At 66.5% G+C, this 12,104-nt stretch carries 11 protein-coding genes; 4 read left to right on the top strand and 7 right to left on the bottom strand.

Features of this window, described 5'->3' with window-relative positions:
- The first annotated feature begins 4 nt into the window (after positions 1-4).
- Entirely contained in the window at positions 5-1,288 is a 1,284-nt protein-coding gene (locus tag ACVW17_RS11150; RefSeq protein ID WP_456797122.1) for a glycerate kinase type-2 family protein, read from the top strand.
- A 136-nt stretch (positions 1,289-1,424) separates the two neighbouring features.
- On the opposite strand, the gene ACVW17_RS11145 is transcribed toward ACVW17_RS11150, so the two are convergent.
- Positions 1,425-1,943, bottom strand: a complete 519-nt coding sequence (locus ACVW17_RS11145; protein ID WP_456751929.1) for a MarR family winged helix-turn-helix transcriptional regulator — start codon at positions 1,941-1,943, stop codon at positions 1,425-1,427.
- Between the two features lie 179 nt (positions 1,944-2,122).
- Between ACVW17_RS11145 and ACVW17_RS11140 the strand changes: the two genes are divergently transcribed.
- From ACVW17_RS11140 to ACVW17_RS11130, 3 genes are read left to right on the top strand one after another with little or no spacing between them, the layout of a single operon-like run.
- Positions 2,123-3,163: a branched-chain amino acid ABC transporter permease gene (locus ACVW17_RS11140; RefSeq protein ID WP_456751928.1), complete on the top strand. Its 1,041-nt coding sequence runs from the start codon at positions 2,123-2,125 to the stop codon at positions 3,161-3,163.
- 5 nt (positions 3,164-3,168) lie between these two features.
- A complete protein-coding gene (locus ACVW17_RS11135; RefSeq protein ID WP_456797121.1) occupies positions 3,169-4,938 on the top strand; it encodes a branched-chain amino acid ABC transporter ATP-binding protein/permease in 1,770 nt (589 codons plus the stop codon).
- Complete coding sequence (locus ACVW17_RS11130) at positions 4,935-5,666, top strand: ABC transporter ATP-binding protein (protein ID WP_456751926.1); 732 nt, start codon at positions 4,935-4,937, stop codon at positions 5,664-5,666. Before ACVW17_RS11135 ends, ACVW17_RS11130 begins: the two co-directional genes overlap by 4 nt.
- A gap of 82 nt (positions 5,667-5,748) precedes the next feature.
- Here ACVW17_RS11130 and ACVW17_RS11125 read toward each other — a convergent pair whose 3' ends face one another.
- The 6 genes from ACVW17_RS11125 to ACVW17_RS11100 form a co-directional block, all read right to left on the bottom strand.
- The gene (locus ACVW17_RS11125) at positions 5,749-6,900 is read right to left on the bottom strand and encodes an ABC transporter substrate-binding protein (RefSeq protein ID WP_456751925.1); all 1,152 of its coding nucleotides are present in this window, start codon (positions 6,898-6,900) and stop codon (positions 5,749-5,751) included.
- An 88-nt stretch (positions 6,901-6,988) separates the two neighbouring features.
- The gene (locus ACVW17_RS11120) at positions 6,989-7,408 is read right to left on the bottom strand and encodes an acyl-CoA thioesterase (protein WP_456751924.1); all 420 of its coding nucleotides are present in this window, start codon (positions 7,406-7,408) and stop codon (positions 6,989-6,991) included.
- A 62-nt stretch (positions 7,409-7,470) separates the two neighbouring features.
- Positions 7,471-8,232, bottom strand: a complete 762-nt coding sequence (locus ACVW17_RS11115) for an SDR family NAD(P)-dependent oxidoreductase (protein WP_456751923.1) — start codon at positions 8,230-8,232, stop codon at positions 7,471-7,473.
- Between the two features lie 20 nt (positions 8,233-8,252).
- A complete protein-coding gene (locus ACVW17_RS11110; protein ID WP_456751922.1) occupies positions 8,253-10,124 on the bottom strand; it encodes a feruloyl-CoA synthase in 1,872 nt (623 codons plus the stop codon).
- On the bottom strand, positions 10,121-10,915 hold the full coding sequence (locus ACVW17_RS11105; RefSeq protein WP_456751921.1) for a crotonase/enoyl-CoA hydratase family protein: 795 nt from the start codon (positions 10,913-10,915) through the stop codon (positions 10,121-10,123). Before ACVW17_RS11105 ends, ACVW17_RS11110 begins: the two co-directional genes overlap by 4 nt.
- A 725-nt stretch (positions 10,916-11,640) precedes the next feature.
- Positions 11,641-12,102, bottom strand: a complete 462-nt coding sequence (locus ACVW17_RS11100; RefSeq protein ID WP_456751920.1) for a DUF3237 domain-containing protein — start codon at positions 12,100-12,102, stop codon at positions 11,641-11,643.
- Between the last annotated feature and the right edge of the window lie 2 nt (positions 12,103-12,104).

The raw sequence follows: 12,104 nt of genomic DNA, 5'->3' as shown, positions 1-12,104 counted from the left end.
AGCCATGACCGACCGACGTCCTTTCCTGCGTTCGATCTTCGATGCCGCGGTGGCGGCTGCGCACCCCGATGTCGTGCTGGCGTCGCGGCTGCGGCCGGTGCCGAAGGGCCGCGTGATCTGCCTCGCTGCCGGCAAGGGCGCAGGTGCCATGGCGGCTGCGGCCGAGCGGCACTATCTCGACACGCTCGGCCTCGCACCGTCGCGGCTGGTCGGCATCGCGACCACCCGGCACGGCCATGGCGTGCCGACCCGCCGCATCAAGGTGGTCGAGGCCGGCCACCCCGTGCCCGATGAAGCCGGCCTGCGCGCGGCCGACGATACGCTGCGGCTGGCCGCAGAGGCCACGCCCGACGATCTGCTGCTGGTGCTGTTGACCGGCGGCGGCTCGGCGAACTGGATCGCGCCGGTCGAGGGCGTCAGCTTTACCCAGAAGCAGCAGGTCAACCGCGCGCTGCTGCGCTCCGGCGCGCCGATCGGCGAAATGAACACCGTCCGCAAGCATCTGTCGCGGATCAAGGGCGGACGGCTGGCGCGCGCCGGCCAGCACGCCGTCGAGATCGTGACGTTGGCGATCTCGGACGTGCCGCATGACGATCCCTCGGCGATCGCCTCGGGGCCGACGGTGCCGGATCCGACCACGCTGGCGGATGCCCGCGCGCTGGTCGCCAAATACAACCTCTCGGTCGACGACGCGGTCCGCCGCGCACTCGACGATCCCGGCAACGAAAGCTGCAAGCCCGGCGATCCCGCCTTTGCGCGGGCGACGTTCGAGCTGCTGGCGAAGCCGAAGGCCTCGATCGACGCCGCGGTGAAGGTCGCGCAGGACGCCGGCTATGAGACCATCACGCTCGGCGCCGATCTCGAAGGCGAGGCGCGCGAGGTCGCGGCCGCGCACGCGCGGCTGGCGCTGAAGGCGCGCAGCGAAGGCAAGCGCGTTGCGATCATCTCCGGCGGCGAGTTGACGGTGACCGTGCGCGGCAACGGCCGCGGCGGCCCCAACCAGGAATACGCGCTGGCGCTGGCCGATCTGCTCAAGGACACGCCAGATATCGCAGCGCTCGCCGCCGACACCGACGGCGCCGATGGCGGCGCCGGCAGCGCGACCGACCCCGCCGGCGTCATGATCGACCAGACGACGTTCGCGAAGATGAAATCGCTCGGCCTCGATCCCAGGGCGTATCTGGAGAACAATGATGGCACCGGCTTCTTCGCGCAGACCGGGGATTTGCTGCTGACCGGGCCGACGCTGACCAACGTCAACGATGTCAGGGTGATTTTGGTGGATTAGCCGCGCACCGCTCTCTCCCCGTCATTGCGAGCGCAGCGAAGCAATCCATCGTGCGGCACGTGCGGAAAGATGGATTGCTTCGTCGCTATCGCTCCTCGCGATGACGCAGAGGGGGTGAGCCCGGAATGACGGAGCCTCAAAACTCCTGCGCGAGCTTTGCCAGCATCTCCAGCAGCGCGGCGTGATTGGCCGGGCCGAGCACCTCGATCAGCCGCGCCTCGTGCTTGTTGGCGACCAGCTTCTTGGCGCGCGCCAGCACGGCGCGGCCCCGGTCGGTCAGCACCAGGATGTGCGAGCGGCGGTCGTTGGTCGAGCGCATCCGCGCGCAAAGGTCGCGGCTCTCCAGCGCATCGAGCATCGCGACGAAATTCGGCCTGAGGATGCCGAGCGTGTTGGCGATCTCGGTCTGGTTGCGGCCGGGATTCTTGTCGAGCAGCAGCAGCACCGAGAACTGCGCCGGCGTCAGCTGCAACGGCGCGACGCAGCGCAGGAAGTCCTCGAAGACCCTGAGCTGCGCACGCTTCAGCGAATAGCCGAGCAATCCGGACAGTTCGCCCAGTTGCAGCATGCTGTCGTCCCCGGCAGGATCGACCGGTTCCCTGCGCTGGTCGCGCGACGAACGGACGGCATCGGAGGCGGTCTTGGAAACAGTCATCGCGCCAGGCTCGCAATCCCGGTACAAAAACCCCGCGGGACGCTCGGGGACCTTGAGATTATATCTGATAATTGTTATTCGCTATATCTAATATCGGCTTCTATCAACAGCCGATATCGGCCGACCCCACCGGCACAGCCGGCTGCGGCGGCCCGACGCTTGAGGGGGAGCGCTCGGCCTTGAACACAACGATCATGCTGTTCCTGCTGCAGGACGGCATCACCAACGGCGCAATCTACGCACTGCTGGGGCTGGCCCTGGTGCTGGTGTTCGCGGTGACGCGGGTGATCCTGATCCCGCAGGGCGAATTCGTCACCTATGGCGCGCTGAGCTACGCCATGCTGGCGACCGGGCAGGTGCCCGGCACCGTGCGGCTTGCGGTCGCGATGGGCCTTGTCGCTTTCGCGCTCGACCTGTTCTTCGCCCGCAAGGCGCTGCATGCCCGGCTGGTCATGCGCTCGGTCGCGCTCAACATCGTCTTCCCCTTCGCGCTGCTCGGCCTGGTCTATGCGCTGGTCGGTCCCCACACGCCGATCGCCGTCAACATCGCGCTGGCGCTCCTGATCGTGGCGGCGATCGGGCTGTTCCTGTACCGCATCGCCTTCCAGCCGATCGCGCACACCTCGGTGCTGGTGCTGCTGATCGCCTCGGTCGGCTGCCATCTGGCGCTGCAGGGCCTCGGCCTGGTGTTCTTCGGCGCCGAGGGCCTGCGCGGCCCGGCGCTGTCGAGTGCCGCGGTGACCGCCGGTCCGCTGCGCTTCACCGGCCAGAGCCTTGCGGTCTACGGCCTGACGGTCGGCTTCATCGTCGCGCTGTGGCTGTTCTTCGGCTACACCCGGACCGGCAAGGCGCTGCGCGCCACCGCGGTCAATCGGCTCGGCGCCCGCCTGGTCGGCATCCGCACCACGCTGTCGGGCCAGATCGCCTTCCTGCTCGCCTCCGTGATCGGCGCGATCTCCGGCATCCTGATCGTGCCGATCACCACGCTCTATTACGACACCGGCTTCCTGATCGGCCTGAAGGGCTTCATCGCCGCCATCATCGGCGGCCTGGTCAGCTATCCGCTGACCGCGGTCGCCGCCATCCTGGTCGGCATCGTCGAGGCCTTCTCGTCGTTCTACGCCAGCAATTTCAAGGAAGTCATCGTGTTCACGCTGATCCTTCCCGTCCTGGTGCTGCGCTCGCTCGCAGCGCCCCAGGTCGAAGAAGAGAAGGATTGAGCGCGATGACGCAGCGGCTCCCTCTCATCATCTTCGCGCTCGTGATGGCGGTGATCCCGCTCATCCCGGGCATCCCGCCGTTCTGGATCGTGCTGCTCGACAATATCGGCCTCGCCGCGCTGGTCGCGATGGGGCTGGTGCTGCTCACCGGCGTCGGCGGCCTCACCTCGTTCGGGCAGGCCGCATTCTGCGGCTTCGGCGCCTACACCACCGCGGTGCTGACCACCGCCTACGGCGTCTCGCCGTGGCTGACGCTGCCGGCGTCACTCCTGGTCAGCGGCATTGCCGCCGTGCTGCTGGGCCTCGTCACGGTGCGGCTGTCGGGCCACTATCTGCCGCTCGGCACCATCGCCTGGGGCATCGGCCTGTTCTATCTGTTCAGCAAGCTCGAATTCCTCGGCCGCAACGACGGCATCTCGGGAATTCCGCCGCTCTCGATCGGCTCGTTCAAGATGCTGAACCCGGATGCGATCTATTACGCGATCTGGGTCGCGGTGCTGCTCGCGGCGCTCTTGACCATGAACCTGCTGGATTCCCGCACCGGACGCGCGATCCGCGCGCTGCGGCGTGGCCATATCGCGGCCGAAGCATTCGGCGTGCAGACGCCGCGCGCCAAGCTCCTGGTGTTCATCTATGCCGCGGTGCTGGCCGGCCTGTCCGGCTGGCTCTACGCGCATTTCCAGCGCGCCGCCAACCCGACCCCGTTCGGCGCCCAGGCCGGCATCGAGTATCTGTTCATCGCCGTCGTCGGCGGCGCCGGTTACGTCTGGGGCGGCGTGCTGGGCGCCGGGATCGTCGTGATCCTGAAGGAAGTGTTGCAGAGCTATTTGCCCTACATCTTCGGCGGGCAGAGCCAGCTCGAGACCATCGTGTTCGGCATCATGCTGGTGCTGCTGTTGCAGCTCGCGCCGCAGGGCGTCTGGCCCTGGCTGATGTCGAAGCTGCCGTTCAAGCCTGCCCGCAAGGCCCCGGACACCTCGGTGAAGCTCGAGCACCGCGAGCGGGCGCCGGGAACGTCATCCGTGCTGCTGCACGTCGAGAAGGCGCGCAAGCAGTTCGGCGGCGTGCTGGCGGTGAACGACGTCTCGTTCGACGTCAACGCCCGCGAGATCGTCGCGCTGATCGGCCCGAACGGGGCCGGCAAGAGCACGACCTTCAACCTGATCACCGGCGTGCTGTCCGCAACCAGCGGCAAGATCGCGGTGCTCGGCAACGAAGTTGCGAACGCGCCGCCGCAGGAGGTGGTCAAGCTCGGCGTTTCCAGAACTTTCCAGCACGTCAAGCTGGTGCCCGACATGACCGTGCTGGAGAACGTCGCGATCGGCGCGCATCTGCGCGGCAATTCCGGCGCGATCTCCAGCATGCTGCGGCTCGACCGCGCTGACGAGGCGAAGCTGCTGGCCGAAGCTGCACGGCAGATCGCGCGCGTCGGCCTGTCCGACCAGATCGACCAGCTCGCGGGCTCCCTGTCGCTCGGCCAGCAGCGCATCGTCGAGATCGCGCGCGCGCTGTGCGTCGACCCGATGCTGCTGCTGCTCGACGAACCGGCCGCCGGCTTGCGCCACATGGAGAAGCAGCGGCTGGCCGCGCTGCTCCGACAATTGCGCGACGGCGGCATGTCGGTGCTGTTGGTCGAACACGACATGGGATTCGTGATGGATCTCGCCGACCGCATCGTGGTGCTCGATTTCGGCACCAAGATCGCCGAGGGCACGCCGGCCGCGATCAAGCGCAACCCCGACGTCATCAAGGCCTATCTCGGAGCCGCCGCATGAGCGCGCTATTGACGGTCACCGACGTCCACATCTCCTACGGCAAGGTCGAGGCCGTGCGCGGCGTCTCGCTCGACGTCGGCGAGAACGAGATCGTCACCATCATCGGCGCCAACGGCGCCGGCAAGACCACGCTTCTGAATGCCATCATGGGCGTGCTGCCGCTGAAGGGCCGCACCGGCTTCGCCGGGATCGACTTGGCGCCGCTCGATATCGAGGACCGCGTCGCAACGGGTCTCAGCCTGGTGCCCGAGCATCGCGAATTGTTCGGCACCATGAATGTCGAGGACAATCTCGAGCTCGGCGCGTTCCGGATCGCCAAGGCGGTCGCGGCAACCTCGCTGGAGCGGGTCTACACGCTGTTTCCGCGGCTCAAGGAGCGGCGCAAGCAGCTCGCCGGCACGCTGTCCGGCGGCGAACAGCAGATGCTGGCGATGGGCCGCGCGCTGATGGGCGCGCCGAAGCTGCTGATGCTCGACGAGCCGAGCCTCGGCCTCGCCCCGATCATCGTCGCCGACATCTTCCGCATCGTCGGCGAGCTCCGCGCCGCCGGCGTCTCGGTGCTGCTGGTCGAACAGAACGCGCAAGCCGCGCTGCAGATCGCCGACCGCGCCTATGTCATGGAGCTCGGCGAATTCGTGCTGTCGGGCCCCGCGAACGAGATCGCCGCCAACAAGGGCGTCGCCGCCAGCTATCTCGGCTTCCAGCACGAAGGCGAGAGCGCGATTTGAGGCGCTGGGAAATGCCCCATCCCAGAGACAACAAAAGAGCCGGTCCGTAGACCGGCTTTTCGTTTCGCAGATCGCGCCCAGCTCACATCGCCGGGACGTATTTGCCGTCCTTGACCGTCAGCAGGATGCGCGAGCGGTCGTCGAGGCCGTAGCGGTCCTTTTCGGTCCAGTTGTAGACGCCCTGAGACGCGACGATCTCCTTTTCGGAGATCAGCGCCTGGCGGATCGCCTCGCGGAATTCCACCGTGCCGGGCTTGGCGGTCTTCAGCGCCACCGGGATGATGCGGTTCAGCACCTGGAACGCGTCGTAGGAGTGGCCGGCGAACTGGCTGCGGCTGTTGGCGCCGTATTTGGCTTCGTAGGCCGCATTCAGCGCGAGGCCCGGTTTCTTGGTCAGCGCGCTGTCGGCCTGGGTTTCCGGCGACATGATCGGGCCGGCCGACATGATGACGCCTTCCGCCGAGGCGCCGGCGATGCGGATGAAGTCCATGGTGGCGGCACCGTGGGTCTGGTAGATCAGGCCCTTGTAGCCACGCTCGCGCAGCGCGCTCTGCGGCAGCGCCGCGGCGGTGCCGGAGGCGCCGACCAGGATGGCGTCGGGATTGGCGGCAACGAGCTTCAGCACCTGGCCGGCGACCGACGTATCCGGACGCGCGAAGCGCTCCTCATCGGTCATGGTCAGGCCCATCGGCACGGCCTGCGCCTTGAAGTCGTTGACCCAGAGATCGCCGTAGGAATCCGAATAGCCGATATAGCCGACGGTCTTGATGTTGTGCGCCTTCATGTGCTCGTAGAGCACCTTGCCCATGATCGGAATCGACTGCGGCAGGTCGACCGACCATTTCGCGCGGGCGTCGTTGATCGGGAACGGCGCAAGGCCGAGATGCGGGATGCCGGCCTCGTTGGCAACCGTCGACACCGCGATCGTCGTCGGCGTGATGCAGGAGCCCATGATGATGTCGGCCTTGGACTCGGTGACGAAGCGCCGCGCATTGGTGGTCGCAGCGGTCGGATCGCCGGCGTCGTCGAGCACGATCAGCTTCAGCGGCACGCCGGCGATCTCCTTCGGCACGAAATCGAGCGCGTTGCGCTCGGGGATGCCGAGCGCCGCGGCGGGGCCCGTGGTCGAGAGCGAGATGCCGATGGTGATCTCATTGGTCTGCGCCAGCGCGGGTGCGCCCGGCAGCGCGATGACAGCCGCGAGCACGGCTGCGGCGAGAGTGGCCTTCCTCATTCATTCCTCCCTGCGGATATGTTTTTTGGGTTTAAACCGGTTTTGCGGGCCAATTCAGCCCCTTCTTTAGGTCATGGAGGACGGCAAGTCAGCCCTTCATGAAGCGGTCGATGACCTCCTGCGGAAACGGCGCCGATTTCAGCTTGGTGGGATCGTCCGGGTGACGGCCGACCAGCACCCTGGTCTCAAAGGCCTCGATCGCCAATGCCTCGCCCTTGAACACGCGGTGCACCACCTCGAAGCTCGAGCGCTTGATGCTCTCGATCCGGCTCTCGATGGTGATCCAGTCGCCATGAGTCGACGGGATGTGGAATTTCGCCCGCGTGTCGACCATGGGAATGCCGACCAGGTCGTATTTGTGAACGAGGTCCTGCTTCGAGCAACCGGCGGCTTCGAACATGATCGAGGTCGAGTCGTCGAACATCGCGAAGTAGCGCGGGTAATACACGATGTTGGCGGGGTCGCAATCGCCCCACTGGATCTGCACGTCGCGCCGATTGACGAACATGGTTTGTCCTCGATTGAGCATGGGCGATCCGGAAGAGCGTTGGTGCTCTTCCGGATCATGCGTCAGCGTGGCGCCATCCGGAGCGCGGCATCGAGCCGCACCACTTCGCCGTTCAGATAGGGATTGTCGATCATGTGCAGCGCCAGCGAGGCGAACTCGTCGGCCTGGCCGAGCCGGCGCGGGAACGGGATCGCGGCGGCGAGCGAATCCTGCGCTTCCTGCGGCAGGCCGGCCAGCAGCGGTGTCATGAACAGGCCGGGCGCGATGGTCAGCACGCGGATGCCGAACTGCGCGAGCTCACGCGCGATCGGCAAGGTCATCGCAACGATGCCGCCCTTGGAGGCCGAATAGGCCGCCTGCCCGATCTGGCCGTCATAGGCCGCGACCGAGGCCGTCGAGATCACGACGCCGCGCTCGCCGGTCGCAAGCGGCTCGAGCTTCGCCATCTCGGCAGTCGCAAGCCGCAGCATGTTGAAGGAGCCGAGCAGATTGACCTTGATCACCTTGTCGAAATCGGCGAGCGCCATCGGCCCCTCGCGGCCGATCACGCGTTTTGCCACCCCGATGCCGGCGCAATTCACCAGCACCCGCGCCGGGCCATGCGCCTTGGCGGCGGCAGCGACCGCGGCTTCGGCGGCCGCCGCATCCGCGACGTCGCAGACCACGGCAATGCCGCCGATCTCGGCCGCGACGCTCTCGGCGAGCTTGGCGTTGAGGTCGCAGACCGCGACCTTGGCGCCCTGCGCGGCCAGCCGGCGCGCGGTCGCAGCTCCCAATCCCGATGCGCCGCCGGTGACGATGGCGGCTTGATCCTTCAACTGCATGGCTTTCTCCTCTTCGAGAGTCAGATGAGCGTGATCACCGATGCCGGCGGCACCGGCGCGTAGAGCGCTTCGATGATGTCGGTACGATGCTCCAGCACGGCGCGCTGGTTGATCGAGCCCTTGTCGGTGACCTCGCCGCGATCGATCGACAGCGGCGTGTCGAGCAGGATCGCCCGCGCGATCCGGGTCGACGAGCCGGTGGCGCCGGCGAGGACCCGCGCGAAACGTTCGCGGAAGGCGGCACGCACCAGCGGATCATTGGCCGCGGCCGCGATGTCGCCCGAGGCAAGCGCCGGATTGATCAGGCGGCAGCCATCGAGATCGAGGATCACGATCGCAGCCAGTTCGTCGCGGTTGAGGCCTGCGATCACGACGTCGCGCACCAGCGGCGCGCAGGTCCCGACGAAGCGGGCCCGCAACGGCCCGACGCTGACCCAGGTGCCGCTCGCCAGCTTGAAGTCCTCGGCGATGCGGCCGTCGAAATCGAAGCCGGCATCGAGGTCGCCGGGATTGGCCGGCTTCAGCGCGTCGCCGAACTTGTAGAAGCCCTCCTCGTCGAACGCCTTGGCCGTCAGCTCGGGCTGCCGCCAATAACCCGGCGTCACGTTCGGGCCTTTGGCGCGTACCTCGAGCTTGCCGTTGTTCGGCACGAGCTTCGCCTCGTTGCCCGACACCGGCAGCCCGACATGGCCGGACCGGCTGGTGTCGGGCCGCACCGACATGAAGAACGGCGAGGTCTCGGTGGCGCCGAGGCCGGTCAGCATCGGCACCCGATAGCCCTTCTCCTGCACGGCGAGCGCATCGAGGCTGTTCCAGACGAACGGCGACAGCGCGGCGCCGGAGAAGAACATCGCATGCAGCCGGTGGAAAAACCTTGCCCGCAGGGCCGCGTCGTCGCGGAGATAGGGCAGCAGTGATTCATAGCCCTTGGGCACGTTGAAATAGACCGTCGGCGAGATCTCGCGCAGGTTTCGCACGGTCTCCTCGATGCCGCCGGGCATCGGCTTGCCCTCGTCGAGATACATCGAGCCGCCGTTATAGAGCGTCAGCCCGACATTGTGGTTGCCGCCGAAGGTGTGATTCCACGGCAGCCAGTCGACGATCACAGGCGGCTCGTCCTTCAGGAACGCCAGCGTCTCGCGCAGCATCACCTGGTTGGCGCAGATCATGCGCTGGGTATTGATCACGGCCTTGGGATTGCCGGTCGACCCCGAGGTCAGCAGGAACTTCGCAATTGTGTCCGGGCCGATCGCCGCGTTGGTCGCATCGAGGCGCGGATCTTCCGGCGTTGCCATCAGGCCCGCGAGCCGCGTGACGTCGCGGCCGGCGACAGCGCCGCGGCTTGCCGCGATCTCGACGTCGGGTCCGACATTGGCGAGTAAGGCGTCGGAAAACTTGTCGGCATCGTCGACGAAGACGAGGCCGGGCGTCAAAAGCTTGATGACAAAGCCGAGCTTGCCGTAGTCGCGCGACACCAGCGAATAGGCCGGCGACACCGGGCAGAACGGAACGCCGGCATAGAGCGCACCGAGCGCGACCAGCGCGTGATCGATCGAATTGCCCGACAGGATCACGATCGGTCGCTCGGCCGACAATCCGCGCGCGATCAGCGCGGAGGCGATGCTCCTGGCGGCCTCAAGCAATTGCGCGTAGGTGATCTGCCGCCAGCCGCCGCCGGCAGCACGCTCGGCCATGAACACGCGGTTCGGCTCAGCCTTCGCCCAGTGGTGCAGGCGATCGGTCAGGCGAACGGGAAAATCGGCGAGCTTGAGTTTTGGGCGAAGATAGATCGTGCCGTCGTCGCGGCGCTCGACGGTGACGTCGGGATTGCCGAACGAGATCGGGCGCAGCGGATGCGCGCTCGCAGTGGACGCAGGCGACGTGGCATTCATGTCGGCTTCACCTTGGCGGTCTTGCGATCCAGGAACGCGCGGATCCGCTGCTTGGCTTCCTTGTCGCTCTGCGCCACCGTCGCCATCAGCGATTCCATCAGGAGGCCGGTCTGCGGATTGGCCTCGGCGATCATCGGCAGCGCCTGCAACACGGCAAAATTGGTCAGCGGCGCGTTGGCGGCGACGCGCTCGGCAAGCTCCAGCGCCTTCGGCAGCGCGCCGCCCGCCTCGGTGAGATATTGCGAGAAGCCGTAGGCGGCGCCCTCGGTCGCCGAATAGACCCGGCCGGTCAGCATCATGTCCGCCATCCGGGGCACGCCGATCAGGCGCGGCAGCCGTACCGATCCGCCGCCGCCGACGAAGATGCCGCGCTGGCCCTCGGGCAGCGCGAAATAGGCCGACGGCTCGGCGACCCGGATATGCGCGGCGCAGGCCAGCTCCAGCCCGCCGCCGATCACCGCGCCCTTCAGCGCCGCGATGACAGGCACGCGGCAATACTGGATGCGGTCGAACACGCGGTGCCACATCTGGGAGTGCACCAGCCCCTCGGTGGCGTCGCGCTCGGTCAATTCGGAGAGATCGAGGCCGGACGAGAAATGATCGCCGATGCCATGGATGACGACGGCGCCGATGTCGTCCGATATCGCGGAAAAGCAGTCCCGCAGCGCCAGGATGATGCCGTCGTTCAGCGCATTGCGCTTGGCGGGCCGGTTGAGCCCGACCGTCAGCACCGCCCCTCGCGTCTCGATCCTGAGCAGCGTGGCGTCACCCGCGTCGGCAGCGTTTCCCATGGTTATTGTTTCCTGGTTAGAATAGTTATGTTTTATAACGATTGGCGGGAGAGTCAATACGGGCACGCACGAGTGTCGAGCCCGTCCCGAGGTGCACACGCAAGTGGGCCTCCAGCGACAAAGGCGACGCCTTTGTCGCTGGAGGTGCGAGCGGAGCGAGCCTCGAAGGATGCACGGCCCGGCTGGTAGCCGTCGACCCTTCGAGACGCCGCTTCGCGGCTCCTCAGGGTGACGGGGATGGACTTGCGCACACGTCGGCATTCTCGCGACATGAATCGTCCGAGCTTTGCTTGTCGTTTCGCCGCTCTGAAATCAGAGGGCGCAGGGAAAGCCGGGTGCCGATCGCACCCATGGGTCCCGCGTAATAAAAACGCGGGAGGTAGGACCACAGGTGTAACCGGAAACAACCCGGCTTTCCCTGCGCGATGGTTTTACGGCTTATACGTGCTCGCCCCGGTGAGACTGGGCTTGTTTGTCACCGTCACTGCGAAACGCTTTCGCATCTCGCGGGAGACACCTGCCGCTAGGGCGTCAGGTCTGCACGACTTCGCCGTCCGCTACATTGTGCACGTCGTCAGTGCGCAAGCAGCGTCCACCGCATCCCACCGCGCGTTCGTGACGTGCGCAACGCCCCTCGATCGGGTGAGACGGACATATTGAACATCTGAGTTGGGTGAAACGCGAAGCGGAATTTTGCCCGTCGGGTTAATTTGTCGCACCACCGCTCAAAGCACCTGATGCACGTCGATCACGACGCGGTCGGCGTGGCGGGCGGCGGAGGCGACGAAGATGTGCTGCATCAGCCAGCGGTATCTTTCCGCTCCGGTCTCGAATTTCGGCACGGTGCGGAAGTAGATCAGCTTCGGGTCGACCGGCTCGCCGCGCTTGAGCTTCTGCAACAGTTCGACCGGCCCGAACCGGATGCCCTTGTTCTCGACATAGACGACGGCGCCGTCGTCGGTCTCGAAGGCATATTTTGCCTCCAGCTCGATCAGCTCGTTGGGCCGGATGATCTGGAAGTCGGCACCGAAGGGCAGCACCTTGCCGTTGATCCCCTCGCCCGTCACCTCGCCGCCGATGATCGGAATGATGCGGCGGATGCCGGTGCCGATGTCGCCGGCGGACGTCACGTCCGCGATGCGGGCTGTGATGGTGAAGACGTATTTGGTCTGAAGCGTGGGTATCATGG

Source organism: Bradyrhizobium sp. USDA 4473 (assembly GCF_054063335.1).
This window is presented reverse-complemented; position numbering and strand designations above follow the sequence as displayed.

Bases quoted from the DNA above. Each gene is read 5' to 3' on its own strand.
- ACVW17_RS11150 (WP_456797122.1), top strand. From the start codon at position 5: ATGACCGACCGACGTCCTTTCCTGCGTTCGATCTTCGATGCCGCGGTG.
- ACVW17_RS11145 (WP_456751929.1), bottom strand. From the start codon at position 1,943: ATGACTGTTTCCAAGACCGCCTCCGATGCCGTCCGTTCGTCGCGCGAC.
- ACVW17_RS11135 (WP_456797121.1), top strand. From the start codon at position 3,169: ATGACGCAGCGGCTCCCTCTCATCATCTTCGCGCTCGTGATGGCGGTG.
- ACVW17_RS11130 (WP_456751926.1), top strand. From the start codon at position 4,935: ATGAGCGCGCTATTGACGGTCACCGACGTCCACATCTCCTACGGCAAG.
- ACVW17_RS11125 (WP_456751925.1), bottom strand. From the start codon at position 6,900: ATGAGGAAGGCCACTCTCGCCGCAGCCGTGCTCGCGGCTGTCATCGCG.
- ACVW17_RS11120 (WP_456751924.1), bottom strand. From the start codon at position 7,408: ATGTTCGTCAATCGGCGCGACGTGCAGATCCAGTGGGGCGATTGCGAC.
- ACVW17_RS11115 (WP_456751923.1), bottom strand. From the start codon at position 8,232: ATGCAGTTGAAGGATCAAGCCGCCATCGTCACCGGCGGCGCATCGGGA.
- ACVW17_RS11110 (WP_456751922.1), bottom strand. From the start codon at position 10,124: ATGAATGCCACGTCGCCTGCGTCCACTGCGAGCGCGCATCCGCTGCGC.
- ACVW17_RS11105 (WP_456751921.1), bottom strand. From the start codon at position 10,915: ATGGGAAACGCTGCCGACGCGGGTGACGCCACGCTGCTCAGGATCGAG.
- ACVW17_RS11100 (WP_456751920.1), bottom strand. From the start codon at position 12,102: ATGATACCCACGCTTCAGACCAAATACGTCTTCACCATCACAGCCCGC.